General features: G+C 69.3%; 22 protein-coding genes. 10 read left to right on the forward strand and 12 right to left on the reverse strand.

Going from position 1 to position 20,747, the window contains the following annotated elements; translation table 11 throughout:
• Nucleotides 1-16: 16 nt before the first annotated feature.
• A complete protein-coding gene (locus ABN273_RS26025; protein ID WP_349451616.1) occupies nt 17-1,333 on the forward strand; it encodes an RNA-guided endonuclease InsQ/TnpB family protein in 1,317 nt (438 codons plus the stop codon).
• Between the two features lie 85 nt (nt 1,334-1,418).
• Complete coding sequence (locus tag ABN273_RS26030) at nt 1,419-1,571, forward strand: NUDIX hydrolase (protein ID WP_349451617.1); 153 nt, start codon at nt 1,419-1,421, stop codon at nt 1,569-1,571.
• Nucleotides 1,572-1,817: 246 nt separating this feature from the next.
• Here the strand turns inward: ABN273_RS26030 and ABN273_RS26035 are convergent, their stop codons facing one another.
• Nucleotides 1,818-2,693, reverse strand: a complete 876-nt coding sequence (locus ABN273_RS26035; RefSeq protein ID WP_349451618.1) for a tetratricopeptide repeat protein — start codon at nt 2,691-2,693, stop codon at nt 1,818-1,820.
• A gap of 19 nt (nt 2,694-2,712) precedes the next feature.
• Nucleotides 2,713-4,152 carry an aldehyde dehydrogenase family protein gene (locus ABN273_RS26040; RefSeq protein WP_349451619.1) on the reverse strand — a complete coding sequence of 480 codons (1,440 nt, stop codon included), beginning with the start codon at nt 4,150-4,152 and terminating at the stop codon, nt 2,713-2,715.
• Between the two features lie 104 nt (nt 4,153-4,256).
• Here ABN273_RS26040 and ABN273_RS26045 point away from each other — a divergent pair, with 104 nt between their 5' ends.
• A complete protein-coding gene (locus ABN273_RS26045; RefSeq protein WP_349451620.1) occupies nt 4,257-5,327 on the forward strand; it encodes a class I SAM-dependent methyltransferase in 1,071 nt (356 codons plus the stop codon).
• A gap of 95 nt (nt 5,328-5,422) precedes the next feature.
• Here ABN273_RS26045 and ABN273_RS26050 read toward each other — a convergent pair whose 3' ends face one another.
• Together ABN273_RS26050 and ABN273_RS26055 are read right to left on the reverse strand one after the other, a co-directional pair.
• Nucleotides 5,423-6,355 carry a hypothetical protein gene (locus ABN273_RS26050; RefSeq protein WP_349451621.1) on the reverse strand — a complete coding sequence of 311 codons (933 nt, stop codon included), beginning with the start codon at nt 6,353-6,355 and terminating at the stop codon, nt 5,423-5,425.
• 217 nt (nt 6,356-6,572) lie between these two features.
• Nucleotides 6,573-7,400 carry an oxidoreductase gene (locus tag ABN273_RS26055; RefSeq protein WP_349451622.1) on the reverse strand — a complete coding sequence of 276 codons (828 nt, stop codon included), beginning with the start codon at nt 7,398-7,400 and terminating at the stop codon, nt 6,573-6,575.
• A 99-nt stretch (nt 7,401-7,499) separates the two neighbouring features.
• Between ABN273_RS26055 and ABN273_RS26060 the strand changes: the two genes are divergently transcribed.
• Both ABN273_RS26060 and pgeF read left to right on the forward strand, forming a co-directional pair.
• On the forward strand, nt 7,500-7,937 hold the full coding sequence (locus ABN273_RS26060) for a MerR family transcriptional regulator (RefSeq protein WP_349451623.1): 438 nt from the start codon (nt 7,500-7,502) through the stop codon (nt 7,935-7,937).
• Between the two features lie 56 nt (nt 7,938-7,993).
• A complete protein-coding gene (pgeF, locus tag ABN273_RS26065) occupies nt 7,994-8,701 on the forward strand; it encodes a peptidoglycan editing factor PgeF (RefSeq protein ID WP_349451624.1) in 708 nt (235 codons plus the stop codon).
• 66 nt (nt 8,702-8,767) lie between these two features.
• On the opposite strand, the gene ABN273_RS26070 is transcribed toward pgeF, so the two are convergent.
• The 4 genes from ABN273_RS26070 to ABN273_RS26085 all read right to left on the reverse strand — a co-directional run bounded on the left by ABN273_RS26070 (nt 8,768) and on the right by ABN273_RS26085 (nt 12,403).
• Nucleotides 8,768-9,925, reverse strand: a complete 1,158-nt coding sequence (locus ABN273_RS26070; protein WP_349451625.1) for an ATP-dependent DNA ligase — start codon at nt 9,923-9,925, stop codon at nt 8,768-8,770.
• Complete coding sequence (locus tag ABN273_RS26075; protein ID WP_349451626.1) at nt 9,909-10,643, reverse strand: pyrimidine reductase family protein; 735 nt, start codon at nt 10,641-10,643, stop codon at nt 9,909-9,911. The genes ABN273_RS26070 and ABN273_RS26075 overlap by 17 nt, the downstream gene beginning before the upstream one ends.
• A 339-nt stretch (nt 10,644-10,982) precedes the next feature.
• Nucleotides 10,983-11,810: an MBL fold metallo-hydrolase gene (locus ABN273_RS26080; RefSeq protein ID WP_349451627.1), complete on the reverse strand. Its 828-nt coding sequence runs from the start codon at nt 11,808-11,810 to the stop codon at nt 10,983-10,985.
• Nucleotides 11,804-12,403, reverse strand: coding sequence for a dihydrofolate reductase family protein (locus ABN273_RS26085; RefSeq protein WP_349451628.1), 600 nt, complete (start codon nt 12,401-12,403; stop codon nt 11,804-11,806). The genes ABN273_RS26080 and ABN273_RS26085 overlap by 7 nt, the downstream gene beginning before the upstream one ends.
• 71 nt (nt 12,404-12,474) lie before the next feature.
• Between ABN273_RS26085 and ABN273_RS26090 the strand changes: the two genes are divergently transcribed.
• A complete protein-coding gene (locus ABN273_RS26090) occupies nt 12,475-12,972 on the forward strand; it encodes a winged helix-turn-helix transcriptional regulator (RefSeq protein WP_349451629.1) in 498 nt (165 codons plus the stop codon).
• Nucleotides 12,973-13,173: 201 nt separating this feature from the next.
• On the opposite strand, the gene ycaC is transcribed toward ABN273_RS26090, so the two are convergent.
• From ycaC to ABN273_RS26110, 3 genes are all read right to left on the reverse strand, one after another.
• Nucleotides 13,174-13,815: an isochorismate family cysteine hydrolase YcaC gene (gene ycaC / locus ABN273_RS26100; RefSeq protein ID WP_349451630.1), complete on the reverse strand. Its 642-nt coding sequence runs from the start codon at nt 13,813-13,815 to the stop codon at nt 13,174-13,176.
• A 193-nt stretch (nt 13,816-14,008) separates the two neighbouring features.
• Nucleotides 14,009-14,185, reverse strand: a complete 177-nt coding sequence (locus tag ABN273_RS26105) for a hypothetical protein (protein WP_349451631.1) — start codon at nt 14,183-14,185, stop codon at nt 14,009-14,011.
• Between the two features lie 61 nt (nt 14,186-14,246).
• Nucleotides 14,247-14,672, reverse strand: coding sequence for a VOC family protein (locus tag ABN273_RS26110; RefSeq protein WP_349451632.1), 426 nt, complete (start codon nt 14,670-14,672; stop codon nt 14,247-14,249).
• 372 nt (nt 14,673-15,044) lie between these two features.
• Here ABN273_RS26110 and ABN273_RS26115 point away from each other — a divergent pair, with 372 nt between their 5' ends.
• From ABN273_RS26115 to ABN273_RS26130, 4 genes are all read left to right on the forward strand, one after another.
• The gene (locus ABN273_RS26115) at nt 15,045-15,173 is read left to right on the forward strand and encodes a hypothetical protein (protein ID WP_349451633.1); all 129 of its coding nucleotides are present in this window, start codon (nt 15,045-15,047) and stop codon (nt 15,171-15,173) included.
• A 309-nt stretch (nt 15,174-15,482) separates the two neighbouring features.
• A complete protein-coding gene (locus tag ABN273_RS26120; RefSeq protein WP_349451634.1) occupies nt 15,483-17,738 on the forward strand; it encodes a WD40 repeat domain-containing protein in 2,256 nt (751 codons plus the stop codon).
• Complete coding sequence (locus ABN273_RS26125) at nt 17,738-18,100, forward strand: winged helix-turn-helix transcriptional regulator (protein WP_349451635.1); 363 nt, start codon at nt 17,738-17,740, stop codon at nt 18,098-18,100. The genes ABN273_RS26120 and ABN273_RS26125 overlap by 1 nt, the downstream gene beginning before the upstream one ends.
• A gap of 95 nt (nt 18,101-18,195) precedes the next feature.
• Nucleotides 18,196-18,591: a hypothetical protein gene (locus ABN273_RS26130; RefSeq protein ID WP_349451636.1), complete on the forward strand. Its 396-nt coding sequence runs from the start codon at nt 18,196-18,198 to the stop codon at nt 18,589-18,591.
• Between the two features lie 4 nt (nt 18,592-18,595).
• On the opposite strand, the gene glgX is transcribed toward ABN273_RS26130, so the two are convergent.
• Nucleotides 18,596-20,719, reverse strand: a complete 2,124-nt coding sequence (glgX, locus tag ABN273_RS26135) for a glycogen debranching protein GlgX (protein WP_349451637.1) — start codon at nt 20,717-20,719, stop codon at nt 18,596-18,598.
• Nucleotides 20,720-20,747 lie beyond the last annotated feature (28 nt).

The raw sequence follows: 20,747 nt of genomic DNA on the forward strand, positions 1-20,747 counted from the left end.
CGATAAAGTGAGCCGCGTGGGGCTGGAGAAACGCAACCGCGCTCATGTTTCGCGCCTGGAGTTGGACCAGCGGCAGAGCGCCGTGCTGGACGGTCAGGCGCACAACGCGCGCGTGGTGTGGAACCTGCTGCACGAGTTCTTCGCCTTCCGTCAGGGCCGGTTCGCCTCGCTCGCGGCGTGCGACGAGGCCATCCGGGTCGCCCGCAAGGAGATCGACTGGCTCAAAGACCTGCCCGCCCAGGCCGCGCAAGCCGTCTTGAAGACCTACCGGCAGGCGTGGGCGAACTTCTTCAACCCTGACCATCCGGCCGGGCGCCCCACGTTCAAGAGCCGGTTCCGCTCCCGGATGGCTGTGGACGTCCCTCAGGGGCGTGATCTGAACATCACCCGGATCAATCGGCGGTGGGGTGCGGTCAACATCCCCAAACTCGGCCGGGTCCGCTTCCGGTGGACCAAGGACCTGCCCGGCGTCACCCGGGGCGGCCCGGACGGGAAGATCACCGGGGCGCGGTTGGTGAAGGAGGCCAACGGGTGGCACATCGTGTTCCGTACCCAGACCGGCGAACCGGTGCCCGCCCCGCACGCGGGGCCGGCAACCGCGATCGACCGGGGCATCGCCGTGCCGTTGGCCCTGTCCACTGGAGAGAAGATCGTCCACCGCAAGGACTGGCTGACAGGCGGAGAACAAGCCCGCCTGCTCCGCCTGGAACGCAAAGCCGCCCGCCAGAAAAGAGCGGCCAAACCCGGCCGGCCCACCAGTAACCGGCTGAAGAGAACGTACGGCCAGATCGCCTGCCTGCGTGCGAAAGCCAAGCGCCGGGCCATCGACTGGCAGCACCAGACCACAGCGAAGCTCACCGACCGGTTCTCCGTCATCGTGCTGGAAGACCTCAAGGTCAAGAACATGATGACCTCCGCCTCCGGCACCCTCGAACAGCCGGGCAGGAACGTCGCCCAAAAGCGGGGCCTAAACCGGGCCATCGCCGGGCAGGCGTGGGGGCGTACCGCCGAGTTCCTCACCTACAAGGCCACCGACAAGGGTGGGAAGGTCGTCTTCGTCCCGGCGGCGGGCACCAGCCAGGAATGCCACGCCTGCCACACGATCATCGAGGGCTCTCGCGAGAGCCAGTCCAGGTTCGTGTGCAAGAACACAGCATGCGGGTGGATCGGCAACGCCGACGTCAACGCCGCCCGCACCCAGATGTACCGGTATAACTCAGCCGCCGGACAGGCGGTCACCGGACGTGGAGGCCCCGCACCACTGAGGCCGGTGAAGCGTCAAGCAACTCATGGCGGGACTACCCGCACCGCCCCGCAAGGGGTGGCCGCGTAGCGGCCATGAGAATCCTCTCCATTCATGGGGAGGAGCACGTCAACAGGCACAGGCACACGGCCACGCCGCGGGTGTCCTCGTGAAGATGGCCTGCTACACGGCCGACCACCACGGGACACCTACGCCCAGCAAGGAAATCGAAGAGATCGCCTGGCTGACCTACGCCGACCGTCATCGCGTGTCAGCCGTGGATCAGATCGTCTTCGACGAGCTACACCGGGCAGGCCAGCTCCACTGACCCGATCCTGCCGTACGGCTTTCCGCAGCCAGCCGGTCAGGATTGCACTCTGAGTGGATGGTCATGGAGGGCGAAAGCGTCTTAGGAAGGCGTCCGAGCGGAGCGAGGTCGAACAGGGGGCGGGCGTCAGCCCGCCTGGGAGGGCGCGCGAGCGGAGCGAGCACCGCTCGGGGCGGGTGTCAGGCGCATGACCCCCCAGATGGGCAAGGGGTGGGTGGAGCCCGTCCCACCTACCCCTTTCCCTGTTCAGTCGCCGAATTCCAGGTGGAGGGCCTGGGTGAAGTCGGAGACCGCTTCCTCGTGGCGGTCCAGCTCCTGGAGGATCTCCCCGCGTACCCGGAACGCCCAAATGTATTCGGGGTCCAGCTCGATCGCCCTGTTCAGATCGTTCAGGGCCGCCTCGTTGTCGCCCAGTTCGCTGAGCACCGCGCCCCGGCTGCCATAGGCGCGGTCGTTCTCCGGGTCCAGCTCCAACGCGCGGCTGAGGTCTGCCAGCGCCTCCTCGTAGCGGTCTGTCATGCGAAACGCCTCGCCCCTCCGGCTCAGCGCGCGTACGTACTCCGGGTTGACCTCCAACGCCTTCGTGTAGTCGTCGATGGCCTCGGTGTAAAGGTTCATCCGCTGGTACAGGTCGCCGCGGGCCACCCAGGAATAGGGCAGCTCCTCGTTCAGGGCGATGATCTTCCCGTGCTCCTCAAGGGCTTCGTCCAGGCGGTCCAGGTCCGTCAGGGCGTCGGCCTTCGCCTCCAGGATCCACAGCGAGTCGGGGGCGAGGGTGAGGGCGTGTTCGAAGTCTGTCATGGCGTCCGCCAAACGGCCCATCGCGGCGTACGTCTGGCCGCGCGAGCCCAGGGCGTACGCGCTGTCCGGCTCCAGCCTGAGCGCCTCGTCGAAATCCTCCAGCGCGGCCTCGTAGCGTTCGATGACGCGGTGGCTCTCGCCACGCAGCCGCCAGGTGCGGGCGTTGTCGGGCGCCAGCGCGATCGACTCCGTCAGATCCGCGATCGCGGCGTCGTGTCTGGACAGGGCGATGTACGACTCCGCGCGGCTGCGCAGCACCGACGCACGGGACTGGGCGGCTGCCTCCGACAGGCCCGGCTGGTCCTTGATCCCCTCGCTCATGAGGGGTAAATCTATCTGACTAAATCTGGATTATGGCTGCCTTTTCGCGGGTGTACTCGAGGACCGAATCGTGCCCGTACCCGCTGTCCTTGACGCCGCCGAACGGCAGCCCGGGCGGCATCTGGCGGAACGTGTTCACCCACACCGTACCGCTCTGGAGATCGCGCACGAACCGGTGCGCCCGGCCCAGGTCACGCGTCCAGACGCCGGCCGCCAGGCCGTAGCGGGAGTCGTTCGAGATCTCCAGGGCCTCCTCGTCGGAGGAGAACGGCATGGCCACGGCCACCGGGCCGAAGATCTCCTCCTGGCAGATCCGGAGCGAGTTGTCCGTGGTCGTGTAGAGCGTGGGGGCGACCCAGTAGCCGCCCGGGAGGCCGGGCACCACCTCGGCCCCCGTCCGGCCGCCGAAGACCAGGCTCGCCCCTTCCTTCTCCGCCAGCTCGAGGTACGACTTCACGTGCTCGTACTGCGCCGACGACACGATCGGGCCCATGGTCGTCCGCAGGTCCAGCGGGTCGTCCAGGATGAGGTCCGCGCAGACGCGCTCGATGCGGCCGAGCATCTCGTCCCAGATCGAGCGGTGGATGAGGATGCGGGAGCCCGCCACGCACACCTGTCCGGCGTTGCCGGTGTAGATCGAGTTCACGGTGACGCCCTGGGCGGCCGCGGCCAGGTCGGCGTCAGGGAAGACGATGTTGGGCGACTTGCCCCCGAGCTCGAACGTCAGCGGCTTGAGCGCGTCCGCCGACGCCCGGGTGATCGCCTGGCCGGTGGCCGTGGAGCCGGTGAGGCTGATCTTGGCCACGTCGCGGTGCCGTACGAGCGCGTCTCCGACCTCCTCGCCCAGGCCGCTGACGATGTTGAGCACCCCGGGCGGGAACACCTCCGCCAGCAGCTCGCCCAGGCGCAGCACCGACGCGCTCGCCTGCTCGGCCGGTTTGACGATCACCGTGTTGCCGGCCGCCAGCGCGTACGCCGCCTTGGCGGAGAAGGTCGAGATGGGGGAGTTCCACGGGATGATGCAGACCGCCACGCCGTACGGCTCCCGCCGCGTCATCCCGAGCGTGTCGGGGCCCAGGATGACCGTGTCGCCCTTGGCCGCGTCCAGGCACTGCTCGGCGGCCAGCTGCCACAGGTACGCCATCCCAGGCAGGTCCTTCTTGAGCGTGTCGCGCAGGATCCTGCCGTTGTCGCGCGTCTCCAGCCTGGCCAGCTCCTCGGCGTTCCTGGCGAACACCTCCGACACCTTGCGCAGGTAGCCCGCTCTGGCCAGGGCGGGCAGCGCCGACCAGGCGGGGAAGGCGCGGCGGGCCGCCGCCACGGCCGCCTCGGCGTCGCGGGGCCCGCCGGCCGGGATCCGCGCCCACACCTCCCCGGTGGCCGGATTGACCGAATCGAGGGTTCTGCCGTCGCTTGCGGGGACCAGCTCGCCGCCGATGAGATTGCGATAATCAGGCACGCGCCCAAGCATACGCTTGCTCGACACGCTCGAACACCTAAGGTCACGTAAAGTACGCGAACACCCACGCATGGCTATCAAGGCGGGCGGGCAAGACGCTTCGCATGGCACCTCGACTGTTGGGCCGGTTGGCCTATGGCTCCCGATATGACCGCGTTCCGTGGGGTCAGCGCGTCTACGTCCGCCCAGCGGAGCGGCTGATCCGCGAGGCTCAGTGGCGGTTGCTGACCAGACGGGCCCCGGTCATGGAGCTGGCGGACTACCAGCAGCTCAGGACGCTGAAGGAGAACGAGGAGTTTCTGAGCTGCATGATGTGCGGGGAGCCCCGCCAGCAGCCGCTCTTCTCGCCCGGCGGCAACGGATGGCGCTACCACGTCGTCCGCTGCCCGGGATGCGGCTTTCTCTACCGCAACCCCAACATCCGTCCAGAACGCCTCGGCGACCTGTACGCCAACGGCTACAGCACCTTCCTGACCGGCAACTACGCCGCCAACCGGCAACGGCGTTATGAGCTGACCATGCAGGCGTTCTCGCCGGTGTTCGACGAAGGCAAGGAGCGGCGGCTGTTCGACTTCGGCTCCGGGGTCGGGCTGTTCCTCGAGCTGGCCGAGCGGCGCGGGTTCGACGCCTGCGGAGTGGACCTGTCGCCCGAGTCCGTCGTCCAGGCCAACGAGCGGCTGAGCACCGCGCGTACGTACTTCGGCGCGCCCGAGGACGTGCCGGAGATCGCCGGCGGCGGGTTCGACGTGATCACGCTCTGGTCGGTGCTGGCGCACCTGCCCAGGCCGCTGGACGACTTCGCGAGGTTCAGGCGGCTGCTGGCGCCCGGCGGGGTGCTGCTCATCCTGACCGTGAACGCGCGGTCGCTGCTGCTCAAGGCATACGGGCGGGCGTGGAGCGGCTTCACCAAGAACCACCTGATGTTCTACTCGCCGCAGACCGTTCGCACGCTGCTGGGCCGTACCGGCTTCGCGGGCGTCGCCTTCGCCCCCCATTACGGTGACACGGTCGAGGCCGGCACGACCCGCCTGCCCAGCCCGTTGGTGCGCAGGCTGCGCCGCAACGTGGAGCTCAGCGACGGCGGGAACATGATGCGGGTCCTGGCCTTCGCCGACGAGGAGGCCATCGGCCGTTGGGGCGGCGGCCCGCTGACGGTCCACCGCCTGCGCGCGTGAACCGCCCCCAAGCGCGGCAGGCGGAGCCGGCGGTCGGAGGGTGAGAGCGGCGTGGGGAGAGCGGCGCGCGGCGGCTGGAGGACCGGTCTGAGCGTCTAGATCTCCGGGACGCCCAGATCCGGCGCGGGTCCGGCGCCGGCCTGCTTGCCGAGTGCGGGGTCGAGCTGCTCGATCAGCCGCTGCACCAGCGCCGCCCGCCGCACCCGCTCACGTCCCAGCTCCCGCGGCACCGCCCCGAGGTGCGAGCCGGAGGGGTAGATGTTGGGCGCGTTCCGCAGCCCCATCTTCAGATAGACCGGCGCGGCGGCCCGGACGATCTCCACCGCCTCGTAGAACCGCACGAATCCGCCCTGGTCGTCGGGCACCTCCAGGTAGAGGTCGATCGGCAGCCGGGTCGCGGCCCGGATCTCGGCCAGGTGCGGCACGGTCAGGTCGGTGCCCACGTTCACGGTGGTCGCACCCAGGCGCTCCAAGATCGCCGCGGTCGGCCCGTTGGTGAGCGGCATCAGCACGGACGTCTTCAGGACCAGGTTGGCGGGCAGCGTGCCGTCCTCCTTCAGCGCGCGCAGCACCTCCAGCGTGCCGAGGTCGCCCACGAGGAGGCTGCGGATGCCCAGCGAGCAGGCCCGCAGCGCGTCCGCCACGCACGCCGCCACCATCGCGTTCCCCCGCGCCGCCGCACCGACGGCCTGCGTCAGCTTGGCCTGGCCGCCGGTGTCCCAGGCGGCCCGCGGCCCGAGGAACAGGTTGATCTCGATGCCCCGCTCGGCCCCGAGGCTCGCCATGTCGGAGATCTCGGCGTCCGTCAACATCATCACGCCGCTGCCCTGTGACGTCCTGGCGATCGGCACGCCGAGCCGGTCGGATTCGGCGACCACCGCTTCCAGCACCGCGGGGCCCTCGACGCTGGGGATCTCGAACCGGTACGGCGCCCCGTCCGCGAACCGCGACTGCGCGGAGGAGGCGGTCTCGGCCACCGGATGCCCGAGCCGGGCCATCAGATCGTGCAGGTCGGCAAGGTTCGTCATCGAGACTCCCTGTTATCGATCTCGTCATAAATCACTTCGGCACGCCCGAGCGTAGTGCGGCGGCCCGTGTCGTCCTCGCCCCACAGCTCCAGCTCTGCCCGGTTCCCAGCCGCGGCTGTCACCCGGCCCCGGCACGTGTAAGCGCGGTCGCGGAAGTCCATGCCGCGAGGTCACCTGGCAGGGCCACTGACCTCGCGACCGGCGTGGTGAAGGGCGCTCAGAAGCTGGTCGAGAGGGCGATGGGCCGCCATTGGTCCAGCTCGCGGCGGACGAGATCGAGCTTGGCCGCCACCCGTTCGACCGCGTCCGCACCGAGCTGCAGGCGCAGCGGAGGCTCCCCGGCCTCCACGACGTCCACGATCGCGGTGGCGGCCTTCGCCGGATCGCCCGGTTGACGGCCGTCGTTGGCGGCCAGGGCCGCACGGGTCGGGCCCGCACCGGCGTCATAGTCCGAAATGGACGCGGGCTGGACCTGAAGGCTCGCGCCGTTGAGGAAGTCTGTGCGGAAGCCGCCCGGCTCGACGATGACGACCCGCACACCGAGTGGTGCCAGTTCGCCATGCAGCGCTTCGGAGATGCCCTCGAGGGCGAACTTCGTCGCGCCGTACAGGCCCGTGCCCGGGGCCGTCGCGAACCCGGCCACCGAACCGATGTTCAGGACGTACCCGGATCGCTGGGCGCGCAGCGTGGGCAGCGTCGCGCGCAACGTGTTCAGCACGCCGAAGACGTTGACGTCGAACAGGTCGCGTGCCGCCTTGTCGGACACCTCCTCGACCGCACCCACCAGCCCGTACCCGGCGTTGTTGACCACGACGTCGATCCGGCCGAACTCGGTCAGTCCCGCATCGACCGCGGCTCGCAGTTGCTCCTCGGAAGTGACATCCGCGGTCACGGCCAGCAGCCCGGCGGGCTCCTCCGGATATTTCTTGAGCACCGCCTCCGAATTCCGAGCCGTGGCAATGACACTGTGCCCCCGGGACAGTGCTTCGCGCACGATTTCCGCCCCGAGACCCCGCGACGCTCCAGTGACGAACCAAACACCCATGGTCTTCCCCCATCCGTTCGATCGGCTGGATCGCGACGCTACAAGCTAGAGTCGGCTCTAGATCAAGCGGTGTCGGCGGCGATGTGACGGGAGTCGCTCGTGGATTTGAGCATCGGTGAGGTGTCCAAGCGGAGCGGGCTGAGTGTCCACGCGCTGCGCTTCTACGAGAAGGAGGGGCTGTTCGCCAATCCCGTACGCCGCACGGCGAACGGGCGGCGGATCTACCACGAGGAGGACCTCGAGTGGCTGGCGAGCTGCACCAAGCTGCGCTCCTCTGGGATGTCGCTGGCGGCGATCCGGCGATACGTCGAGCTGGCCCGGCAGGGGGCCGGCAACGAGCACGAGCGCCTGGCGTTGCTGCGCGATCATGAGCAGCAGGTCGAGGCGCAAATTCGTGAGCTTCAGGAATGCCTGGACGTGATCAGATACAAGGCCGACGTTTACGCGGAGTATGTCGCCCGCGGCCAGGCCGACGAGCTCTGGAACCCATCCCGTCCCGACGCCGAAGCGGACTGCCACCGAGCCGTGCGGCCGTGATGCGCCTTGCGCGGCAGCTGAGATCTGTCAGCAGGCGCTACGACTAGGATCGAGCCATGCAGCTGGCCCCTGGAGTGCATGTCGCCATCACCGATCGCCACGGAGGGGTCAGCGCGCCGCCGTACGGGGCGCGAAACCTCGGGGGGATGGTCGGCGACGACCCGGAAGCCGTGCGGGCCAACCGGGCGGGTGTGGCGGCCGAGCTGGGCGTGCGTGCCATCGTGTTCATGCGCCAGGTCCACGGCGCGGACGTCGCCTACGTGAGCGAGCCGTTCGGGGACGATCCGCCGCCGCTCGACGGGGTGTTCACCGCCGAGCCGGGTCTGGCGCTGGCCTCGCTCGGGGCCGACTGCCCGGCGGTGCTGGTGGCCGATCCGGTGGCGCGCATGGTGGGCGCCGCGCACTCCGGCCGCCCGGGCACCGAGGCGGGCATCGCGAGCGCGCTGGTCGCGGCCATGGCGGCCAAGGGCGCGGAGCCGGGGCGGATGGTCGCGCTGGTCGGGCCAGGCGCGTGCGGCCGCTGCTACGAGGTGCCCGCCGAGCTACGCGAACGGGTGGCCTCCCGCGTGCCCGAGACGTGGTCCACGACGTCGTGGGAGACACCCGCGCTCGATCTGCGGGCCGGGATCGAGGCCCAGCTCCGGGCGGCGGGCCTGCGGGACGTACGCCATGACGCCCGCTGCACGATCGAGTCTGAGGAGCTCTATTCGCACCGCAGAGAGCAGCCGGGCGGCCGCTTCGCCGGACTCATCTGGCTCGCCTGAACCTGGACATGTCCACGTTTCGACGAGCCCGATGGCGATTCGGTACATGAAGTAATGGGATGTCGGCTAGCGGGCGAGGATGTCGTCGAGGTCGTAACTGACGGGCCGTTCGAGCTGCTCGTACGTGCATGACTCAGGGGTGCGGTCGGGCCGCCAGCGCCGCCACTGGGCGGTGTGCCGGAACCGGTCGCCTTCCATCTGGTCGTAGGCCACCTCGATCACCAGCTCCGGCCTGAGCGGGATGAACGACAGGTCCTTCTTGGCGTTCCACCGCGACACCGCGCCCGGCACCCGCTGCCCGCCCCTCGAGGGCCCGGCGGCGGGCTGGCCGATGTTGGCCGTCGCCTGCTCCGCCCAGTGGCCCCAGGGGTGCTCGCTCAGCTCCGCGATGTACGGCCTGATCTCCTCCACCAGCTCGGCCCTGCGCGCCATCGGGAACGAGGCGGCCACCCCCACGTGGTGCAGCCTGCCGTCGTCGCTGTAGAGGCCGAGCAGCAGCGACCCCACGACGGGGCCCGACTTGTGCTCGCGGTAGCCGCAGACCACCACGTCGGCGGTGCGCTCGTGCTTGACCTTGAACATGGTGCGCTTGTCGGGGATGTACGGTTGGTCGCCCGGCTTGACGATGATGCCGTCGAGCCCCGCGCCCTCGAACGTCTCGAACCACTCGGCGGCCTGCTCGTCGCTGGTCGTGACCGGGGTCAGCCGGATGGACTCCCCCTTTTCCGGAAATATCCCCTCAAGGCGCGCTCGGCGCTCCGAGAACGGCGCCTCCATCAGCGACTCATCGCCCAGCGCCAGCAGGTCGAACGCGATGAACTGGGCGGGAGTCTGCTGCGACAACAACTTCACCCGCGAGGCGGCCGGATGGATGCGCTGCTGCAGCGCGTCGAAGTCGAGCTGCGACCCCCTGGGCAGCACGATCTCGCCGTCCACCACGCACTTGTCCGGCAGCTCGGCCCTGACCGCCTCGACCAGCTCGGGGAAGTAGCGCGTGAACGGCCGCTCGTTACGGCTGCCCAGGTAGACCTCGTCGCCGTCGCGGAACACGATGCAGCGGAAGCCGTCCCACTTGGGCTCGTAGAACAGCGTGCCGTTCTGCTTGGGCATGGCCTTGACCGGCTTGGCCAGCATGGGCGGCACGGGCGGGCGCACCGGCAGATTGGGCACCGGCTCCGGCTCTTGCTCTTCGATGGGCTCAGTCCGGTCAGTCGGCTCGCTCATGGCTATGCTCCCTCGTGTATTTGCAGAAGAGGACCCCCTCCTCTTCCAGCACCTGGCTGAGGCCCAGTGCGACCTGCGCGGGCTCGCCGTTGACTATGCGCGCCGCGCCGCCCCCGACCAGCATCGGACTGATCGACAGGCACAGCTCGTCGACCAGGTCGTCCGCCGAGAGCTGGGCGTTGATCCTGGGGCCGCCCTCGCACAGGATCCTGGTCAGGCCGCGCTCGTGCAGCTCGGCCACGGCCCGCCGCATGTCGACGCCCTCGTCTCCGGCCACGATGAGGTCGGAGCGCTTGGCCGCCTTCTTACGCCGCTCGTGCGGGGCGGCCTCGCAGGTGATCACGATCGTCCTGCTGCGGGCGTCGGTGAACAGCGCGTCGTCGAGGTCGAAGTCCAGGCTGCGGGTGATGACCGCGATGGGCGGCACCTCGGGCCTGCCCGCGCGGATCTCGGCCCACGAATCGCGCGGCTTGACCGGGCCGTACCCCTCCGTGCGCACGGTCGCGGCGCCCGCGAGGACGACGTCGGACAGGCCGCGCAGAACCTGGAAGATCCGCTTGTCGCCCTTGCTCGACAGGCCGCCCGATCGGCCCTTCAGCCACGCCGCCCCGTCGGCGCTGGCGACCATGTTGAGCCGCAGCCACGGCCGGTCCTCTGGGTAGGCGTACGCCTGAACTATGTCCGGATTGTCTTGTATGTCGGGATAGATGCGCCGCACTCCTCTACCTTGGCACACCCCACCGACAACCCGCCCCACGCCCACGACCCTGCGGTGTGCGGCTTTTCTGGGTGGATGACACCGCGGTGCTGAGCTGGGCCCCTGATGGAGCCTGTTCGCGCTGCTTGACACCGGAAGGTCGTGCTCCGGTGCCACCTCCGCCTGTTTTCGCGAGGCAGGCCTGGCGGACGTCGGCAGGCGAGCCGGCGCCACCGTTCCGGCTGCTCCGCTGATCCGGGATCGCGGCGATCCTGCCCGTGAGCGGCGAACTGCTTGCGGTGCTGGCGGATGGCCTGCGGCCCGCCGCTCACACGGCCTGAGAGTGTCGCACACCGATCGCTAGCGGGGCGCCCCGTCGCGCTCGCTTCTCTGGGCGAGGCGCTGGGCTTGCCCGTTGTGCACATCCCTTACCCACTCCCAGCCGGGCTTGGCCGATGGGCCGACCCGCGGGTCACTGACAACCTGATTGTCACGCAGGGCCTGCACGTACGCCCGATCCTGGTCGATCTGTGCGCGCAGCTGATCAGCTCCGCCGACGGACCCGTGACCCGGGACGAAGACCTCGACGTCGCCTGCCACGCCTTCGAGCAGCCGCAGCGCGGCGAGGTAGTCCTCGATCGGGTCAGCGGCGCTCAAATCGAGCATCGGAATCAAGACATCAGACAGCATGTCGCCGGCGACGAGAACCCTGCGTTCCTCGATCAGCAGCGCCGCATGGCCCGGAGCATGTGCCTGATGCTCGATGATCCGGACTTCAGGGCCATCCCACGGAATCTGCGTGGCGGCCGGCAGACCGGTAATGAGGCCGAACAGGTCCAGCGGTATCTCCTCAGCGATTTCCGGCGGTAACCCCTCGGCGACGCGGGCCTTCCAGTCCGCGTTCGACAGCAGATCTCGCATATCAGCCGCGCAGCGGGCTGTACCGTAACGGGGCGCTTCGCCGAGCTCGGCGTGCCAGAGCACGTGATCCCAATCAGGATGCGTCGAGAAGCCCGCCACAACGGGCTGGCCCAACCTGCGAAGGCCGTCCGCGATGGCGACCATTTCGTCGCCCGTTATCCCGGGGTCAACGAGCAACACGCCGGCCTGGCCTTGCACGACAACGGTGTTGTTCTGGAGTAACTCGCTCTGGTGGGCCAGTACACCCTCCGCGACCTGCCTCAGCACGAGCTCGCCTCCTTTACCTCCCGGATGGCGTAACGATGCATCGTGACGCCCTGCTCGAACGATCGCTGCTCGAGCAGGTCGAGCTCGATCGGCACGTCGTAGTCGTCGAACAGCGGCCTGCCGAAGCCGAGGATTGCCGGGTGGGTCCAGAGCAGCAGCTCGTCGAGCAGCCCCGCCCGGAGCAGCTGCGTCGCGAGCGCCGCGCCGCCCACACTGATGCTGCCGTCGGTCCCGGCCCGCAGGGCGGCGAGTTGCTGGATCGCGTCGTCTCCGCCGATGATCCGGGTGTTGTGATCGGCGCTGCGGCGCGTGCGGGAGACGAGCACCTTGGGCTTGGCTGTCCAGATCTCGCCGTACTCACGCATGTAGTCCGGCAGCGACGCGTCCGCGCGCGCCCGTGGCTGGTACTCCTCCATGATCTCGTAGTAGACCCGACCATGGACCATGAGCGCGAGATCCCGCGTCAGCGCATTAGCCTCGCGGTGCAGTTCCTCGCCGATGCGCAGCCACTCGCCAGCACCGTTGTCCCCAGGAACTTGCTCGATCCGCAGGTCGAGGGACACCTGCATCGAGTAGACGAAGCGGCCCATCATCTCCTCTTCCCAAGAGTGATTGCACTCTGCAACTACTATAGATAGGGCGAAATGCCTGTCAAGGAGGAATCGTGGAACCACGGTCCGGGTGTCCGATCAACGCCGCCGTCGAGGTGCTCGGAGATCGCTGGTCGTTGCTCGTGCTGCGCGACGTCATCTTCGGCGACCGCCGCTACTTCCGGGCGCTGCTCACCGGGTCGATCGAGGGCATCGCTTCGAACATCCTCGCCGACCGCCTCGTGCGGCTCGTCGACGCGGGGATTCTCACCCGCGGCACCGCCGCGCGGGGGCAGCGCGCTCGCTACAGCCTGACTGAAGCCGGTATCCAGACTCTTCCGATCATCTACGCCCTCGGCAACTGGGGCCTCGACTGGCGCCCGGGCAGCGACGAGCTCCGGAGCCGACAGCAGCTCATGCGCGATGAGGGTCCGGCGTTCATCGCGGAGCTCATGGACGAGCTCCGCGTCCGCCACCTCGGCGCCCCGCCGAAGCCGCACGACGGTCCAGGCCCGTTCGAGCGTCTTGAGGCCGCCTACGCCACGGCCGCCGGGCAAGAAGAGGTCGATTGACGGTGGCGGAACGGCCCCCGCCCCTTGTGAGCGCCTGCGGGCTCGCGACTGCCCGGCCAGGACGCTCGGTCTCTTGTGGTTGTGGTGAGCCACAAGATGCTCACCCAGAACCTGCGCATGCTGGAGCGCAACGGCCTGGTCGGGCGCACCGTGTACCCCCATCCCGCCGCGGGTCGCAGTGGTGTTCGCCGCGCCCTGCGGCTACCGCTTTGCCCCTTGTACGGCGAAGTAGCTCGTCATGAGGTTGCGGTAGCCCGGGATATGGGCGGACAGCAGGTTGCCCAGGCCCTCGATATTGTTGCGCCAGTCGCGCTGCAGCTCGCATGCGACGCAGAACCAGTTCATCAACTGGACGCCGGCGCTCGCCATGCGGGCCAGAGCTGAGTTGCGGACCGCCTCGTTGAAGGTGCCGGACGCGTCGGTGACCGCGAAGACCTGGTAGCCGGCCTGTATGGCGGAGAGCGCGGGGAAGGCCACGCAAACGTCGGTGACCACGCCGGCGATGATGAGCTGCCGGCGTCCGGTCTGCTCGACCGCCCGGACGAAGTCCTCGTTGTCCCAGGCGTTGATCTGTCCGGGCCGAGGAATGTACGGGGCGTCGGGCAGCGTCTCGCGGATTTCCGGGGCCATGGGGCCGTTCGGGCCGTCCTCAAAGCTGGTGGTCAGCACCGAGGGGAGATTGAAGAACTTCGCGATGTCGGCGAACGCGAGGACGTTGTTCTTGAACTCGCCCGGCGGAAAGTCCTGAACCAGCGAGATCAGGCCCGACTGATGGTCCACGAAAAGGGCGGCCGCGTCATCGACCGAGAGCCGGTTGTAGGTGAAGCCGTTGCTGGTCGCCATGGCACGCATCCTTTCCGTAGCAGACTGTCGTGGTCACCTCGCACCCAACGACAAGCACATACGCCGGAGTGACAGGCGACGTGGCGGTCTCATGTAGATCCGTTTGTCACACTAGGTCGCATACAGCCACGACGAGGAATAGCTGACTGCTGCATTGCGGAGATCGTCCGAAGCTTCGACGTGTGCACGGCCACTATTCCGAAGCCTTCGCATTCTTGCGCAGGCTGCACCTTGTGGCGGCAAACGAGGGCCGGCTCGGCCAGCCGACTTCGTCGTCGATGCGCACGATGTGCAGGTTCATGGCGAGCCGGATGGCGGTGGCGTCGTCGGCGGATGTGCCGTGGCGACAGGGGTTGATGGCCCGGCGCACCCCGGCGAGGCCTCCGCCGACGATCTGTGCGACTGGCCCCCCGGCCCTGGGGTTCCGGGGGTCAGGACGCGTTGTACTCGCTGACGACGTCCACGACCCACGTGACGCCGAACCGGTCCTTCAGCATCCCGTAGAGGGGCGCCCACTGCGCGGGCCCCAGCGGCTGCAGGACGGTCGCGCCGTCGGAGAGCTTCTCCCAGTACGCGGTGATCTCCTCGGTCGCTTCGCCCCGGAGTGAGACGAAGAACGCGTTCTCGCCCTGATTCCAGGGCAGGCGCGCGGGCACGTCGTAGGCCATCACGCGAAAGCCGCTGTCGGCGGCCACCTGGCCCCACATCACCTGGTCGGCCTCGGACGTCTCCTGGACGTTCCCCGCGTCCTTGTACGTGACCACGGCCACATCCCCGCCGAAGACGGACTGGTAGAACGTGAGCGCCGCGCGGGCGTCACCCCGGAAGTTCAGGTGGGTCACAACATTGACGGTCATGATGCGGTCCTTGTCTTTCGATTCCTGTCATCTGGGCGGTCTTACGCGTCGCCGTCGTCGTCCGATGGTCCGTGTCGACCGCAGGACCGGTGCGTCGCGGCGGCGGGAGCTTGCTCCCCCGCCACCGACGGTGATTGGCTCGTCCGCCCCCTTGCCGGTGACCACAGTGGCAGGGGAAGCGGACAGGGTGTGGCCGCTACCTGGGGCGATATGGGGGCCATGTCGAAAACTTCAGCGCGGCTGCTGGCGAGGGCGGGCAGCTGACCACGTAGAGGCCTCGGAATAGGCCGCGGCAGGGCGCTGTTACGCCGATAAGTTTAGACTTCAACTACTTATCCGGGAATTGTCATGGACATCGCTTTCATGGTCGTCATGAGTGTCATCGTGGGTGGTCTCCTCACCGGTGCGGTGGCCGCCGGTGTGCTGAGCGGCATCAGGGACCGGCAGTGGCCAGTGCTCCGGCGGCGGCGCGTCGTCTACCGTGGCTTCGTGCCTCGCTGAGGCGAGGACAGAGGTGGTGGTGGGCTGCCAGGTTGGACTGGCCGGTGATGCCCCACTCGTTGACGGCGCGGATGACATCACGCACGACTGGACCGGATCCTTCGCGGTCCGGGTGATGCGCTGGAGCCTGCGGCCCTCTCCATCGACAAGGGCCGGACGAACACGAAGCCACTGGCGTGCTCAGTCGCAGAGGCACGATCGCCGTGGCGTTGACGGGCCTGGCGAACGCCCGGCGCCCTCGGGTGACCCGGCACGGCCGTTCCGCGATCCATCCGCGACTGTCGCCCATGTCGGTTAATGTCTGGCGGCATGATCATTGCTGGCAAGGTCCCCGAGATGGCGGGGGATCCCGACAAGGCACTGGAGACACTGGGCGCTGCCGACTGGTCGGCGTTCACGCCCGAACGCGACCTGCCGCCGCTTCGCGCCGCGCTCGCCGCGTTGGAGCGGGCGCATGGTGTCACGGAGGCGCACCGCTACGCGACCGCGAGGATCAAGGCGTACGGCGCTCTGCTCCGCCATGCCGACACGCACCGGGCCGAGGTGCTGACGCACGTGCTCAGCCCCTGCGGCCGGTACCTGGCAGTCGGGAGCGCGGTCGGGGAGGAGTTCGACGACGGCGGTGTGCTGCAGGTCTGGGAGGTCGCCACCGGCCGCTGCGTCAACGTCATCGACGGGATTCCCGGCGGCGTGGGCTGGGAGAGCGGCCGGCACATGATCCAGTGGTCGGCCGACGCCTCCCGGGTCGCGGTGGTGCACGGCAAGTCGCAGGTGGGGGTCTGGGAAGCGTTCGGCGACCAGGAGGACTCCTGGGGCGAGCCGATCGCCGACGTGAACGTGAGTGATTCGCGACCGCGCTTCGCCTTCGCGCCCGACGGCGGGCGCGTGCTGATGTGGGGCGGCTGGTACCGGGACGAACACCGAGGCCGGCTCGTCTCGCTGGACGACGACGAGGACGTCGAGGACGTCGAGGCTCTGGTGCCGGTCGAGTCGTTGTCCGACGAGATGCTCGCGGTGCTCGACGGAGAGCCGCTCTGCCTCGATTGGTCCGCGTGGTCGAAGGACGGTGAGCGGGTCTACGGATACGAGTCGACCGGGTGGGCGTGCTCCATCGACGTCGCCGCGCGCAGGGTCGTCTGGCTGCGGGACACCCACGAGCTCGACGGCCCGCCGCCGGCTTGGAGCCCGGACGAACGGCACCTGGCCCACCAGCGGGACGGTCAGCTGATGATCAGCGATGCGGTGACCGGGGAGCCGGTGGCGGCGCGCGCCGCCCGCCCGGGTGCCGCGCTGCTGTGCTGGGGCCATGGCGGACGGCTGGCGGTCGTGGCGCCCGCGGACAACGACGAGGGCGCGCGCCCGGGCGTGAGCATCGTCAGGGCGACCGGCGAGCACGACTACGACCTGGACCTGGCGCTCAGCCCGACCGGGTACGACACGCCCGACCTCACCGCGTGGGCGTGGTCGCCGGACGGCGGCCGCGCCGCCTGCCTGACCGACGAGGGCCGGGTCGAGGTCTGGGAGCTGGGTGAACGCCCCGAGCGACTGCGGGTGGTCGAGGTGCCGGAGGGCGCGGACGGGGTGCTGTGGGGCGCGGATGACGTGCTCGTCATCGTCGCCTCGCTCGACGAGGGCGAAGGGACGATCCCGGGGCTGCGGTTCGTCGGGGCGGAGGCCGGTGAGGTGGTCGGCGCGTTCCAGTTCCTGCGGGAGCCGCCCGGACCGAATCCGCTGGACGAGGACGGGGAGGACCTCGGCCTGGACTTCGAGCCCCATCCCGCTTTCGCGCTGGACGCGCGCACCTGGGGAGTCGCGTTCGAGCCCGGCCTGGTGATCGCCCCACCCGGCCGGGAAGGTGACCTGGACGCGCTGCTCGCCTGGTCGGTGGAGCGCCGGTTCGCCTGGCCGGTGCGCTGGGGCGGCCTGGAGATCTTTCCGGATGCTCCCGCGGCCGCGGAAGGAGCCACCCCTCCCCTCGACGAGCTGGTCGAATCCTTCCGGGGCAGCAGCCCGCGCCCGGCCGAGCCGCCCGCGTGGCCGCCGCCGGACACCGCGACCTTCGAGGACCTGCTCCGGCTCGCCGGCGAGGCCGTCGAGCGGGTCAGGGCGAGCGACCCGGAGGGCGTACACGCCCCCGGGCTGTCACGCGAAGTCGCGATCCTGCACGCGTGGCGGAACGAGGCGGACCGGGCGCGGCGCTTCGTCGAGCTCTGCCCCGACCGCCTCCGAGCCCAGGTCGCCCCGCAGATCGAGAGGATCCTGAGAAAGGCCGGGCGAGGGGACGCGGCGCCTCCGGCGCCCGAGCCGCCGACCCCGCAGGAGATCGCCGCTCTCGCCGAGGCCCACGAGAGGTTCCTCCGGACGCCCCGCGGTCAACGCTCGGGCGCGAACGCCGCACTGGTCCGGCAGGCCGCCCACGCCCGCCACATCTCCGCCGTCCTCGACCTGCTCGAGCAGGCGCCGCTGGAGACCTACCTCGGCCTCGGCTCGCACGACAGGCACTATCTCACGCTGTGCGCCCTGCGGATCGTCACCACCGGCTCCGACCGGCAGATTCAAAGCTGATGCCGCGGCCGGGCCTGCCTGACGACCCGTTGGCGGCCGTCACCGCACCCGACCCCGGCTGCCCGGTGGAGATCACTCTTGCCGTGCTCCGGGGCCGCTGGACGACCTTGGTGGTGCGCGAGCTCCTGCGGGGCGACCGTACGTTCACCGAACTCCGGGACGCGTTGCCCGTGCTGTCGGACAAGGTCCTGTCGGACCGGCTGGCGCACCTGACGCAGGCCGGCGTCCTCACCCGGCACCGTCAGCCCGGCTGGCCGCCCCGCACCCAGTACCGGCTGACCCGGCAGGGGCACGCTCTCGGGCCCGTGCTGCAGGCCCTGTGGGACTGGGGGGCCGAGCACCACCCACCCTCCCCGAGGTGACCGCTGTTTCAGGACATATAGCGCTTTTGCGTATTCCGAGGACGTACGGGCGTTCATGTGCTTACCGTGACGGCAGGGATGGGGAGGGAGGCCCAGTGGGTCTGGTCACCGCTGCCGCGTGGACGATCGCCGCTTTCGCCGGGGTGTACCTGCTCTGCTTCTGGCTGTCCGGAGGCGGTCTGCGCCGGGCCAAGGTGACCCGGTTCCCGGCCGCGCTGGTGTTCTCCCATCCGACGCTGGCCATGTCGGCGCTGGTGTGCTGGGTGGCCGGGCTGGCCACGGGGAGCCGGGTGCTGACGTGGGTGGCGTTCGGGGGGCTGGCCGCGGCGACGCTGCTGGGGTTCGCGATGTTCACGCGGTGGCTCGGGGCCGGTCGGCACCAGGTGGCCGGGCGCGGGTTCCCGGTGCTGGCGGTGACGTTGCACGGGCTGGCGGGGGTGGCGACGTTCGCGCTGGTGCTGCTCGCCGCCAGCGCGGCTCGCGTGTTCTGAACGGCTACCGGGCGCGGCGGGGCTGGCGGAGGACCTGCAGCGAGCGGGCCGTGACGGCCACGAGGTCGGCCGCCTGCCAGCCCTCGTCCAGGAACGCCTCCTCCATCGTGTCGTGGCTGGTGTCGAGCACGGGCACCCACCCCGTGCCGAACTCCTCGCTGGGAAGCGTGAACGGCATGTTCTCGTGGTGGGCGTTGATGAGCAGCAGGAACGAGTCGTCCACGATCCGCTCGCCCCTCGGCCCCGGCTCGGTGATGGCCTCGCCGTTCAGGTAGACCATGAGCGACTTGGCGTAGCCGATGTGCCAGTCGCCCGCCGTCATCTCCTTGCCGCCCGGAGTGAGCCAGACCAGGTCGCGCTTGCCGTTATCGGGATGGCGGCCGTGGAAGAAGCGGCGGCGCTGGAAGACCGGGTGCTCGCGGCGCAGCTTCGACAGCGCCCTGACGAACTCCAGCAGCTCCGGCTCCGTGTGCACCATCGACCAGTCGACCCAGGCCAGCTCGTTGTCCTGGCAGTAGGCGTTGTTGTTGCCGCGCTGGGTGCGCCCGAGCTCGTCACCGTGGGAGAGCATGGGCACGCCCTGCGACAGGAACAGGGTGGCCAGGAAGTTGCGCCGCTGGCGGCGGCGGAGCCGGACGATGCCGGGGTCCTCGACGGGGCCCTCCGCGCCGCAGTTCCAGGAGCGGTTGTCGTTGGTGCCGTCGCGGTTGTCCTCGCCGTTGGCCTCGTTGTGCTTGTGGTCGTACGAGACCAGGTCGGCGAGGGTGAACCCGTCGTGGCAGGTCACGAAGTTGATCGAGGCGACCGGGCGGCGGCCGGAGGACTCGTACAGGTCGGCGGAGCCGGTCAGGCGGGAGGCGAACTCGGGGAGGGCGGAATGCGTACCCCTCCAGAAATCTCGCACGATGTCCCGGTATTTCCCGTTCCACTCCGTCCACAATGGCGGGAAATTCCCGACCTGGTAGCCGCCGGGACCCACGTCCCACGGCTCGGCGATCAGCTTGACCTGCGAGATCACCGGGTCCTGCTGGATCAGGTCGAAGAACGCGCTCAGCCGGTCGACATCGTGCAACTCCCTGGCCAGCGCCGACGCCAGATCGAAGCGGAACCCGTCGACGTGCATGTCGAGCACCCAGTAACGCAGCGAGTCCATGATCAGCTGCAGCGCGTGCGGCGAGCGTACGTTGAGAGAGTTGCCGCATCCGGTGTAGTCGAGGTAGTAGCGCCGATCACTGTCGTGCAGCCGGTAGTAGGCGGCGTTGTCGATCCCCCTGAACCCCAGCGTGGGCCCCATGTGGTCGCCCTCGGCGGTGTGGTTGTAGACCACGTCGAGGATGACCTCGATGCCCGCCTCGTGCAGCGCGCGCACCATCGCCTTGAACTCCAGCACCTGCTGCCCCCGCGTCCCCGCGCTGGAGTAGCCGCCGTGGGGCGCCAGGTAGGCCATGGTGTTGTAGCCCCAGTAGTTCGTCAGGCCGCGGGCCACCAGGAAGTGCTCGGGAATGTAGTGGTGCACCGGCATCAGCTCGACCGCCGTCACCCCGAGCGACAACAGGTGTTCGATGATCGCCGGATGCCCCATGGCCGCGTACGTGCCGCGCAGGTCGGGCGGCACGTCGGGGTGGCGCATGGTGAGCCCGCGCACGTGGGCCTCGTAGATCACGGTCTGGTGGTACGGGGTGCGCGGCGGCCGGTCGTTGCCCCACTCGAAGAACGGGTTGATGACCACGTTCTTTGGCATGTAGGGGCCGCTGTCCTCGGTGTTGCGCCTGGAGGGGTCGGTGAAGTAATAGGGGAACAGCGCCTGGTTCCAGGTCAGCTCGCCGTCGATGGCCTTGGCGTAGGGGTCGAGGAGCAGTTTGGCGGGATTGCTCCGATGACCGTGGGACGGGTCGTACGGGCCGTGCACGCGGTAGCCGTACCGCTGCCCCGGCTGGATGCCCGGCAGGTAGCCATGCCAGACAAACCCATCGACCTCGGGCAGATCGATCCGCTCCTCGGTGCCGTCGTCGTGAAACAGGCACAGCTCGACCCGCTCGGCGACCTCCGAGAACACCGAAAAGCTGGTGCCCACGCCATCCCAGGTAGCGCCGAGGGGATAGGGCTCGCCCGGCCAGACCTCACGCATGTGACCGTATTGTCGCATGCGAACGCGC

The organism is Nonomuraea sp. B19D2, assembly GCF_040137845.1.
Lineage (GTDB): Bacteria > Actinomycetota > Actinomycetes > Streptosporangiales > Streptosporangiaceae > Nonomuraea.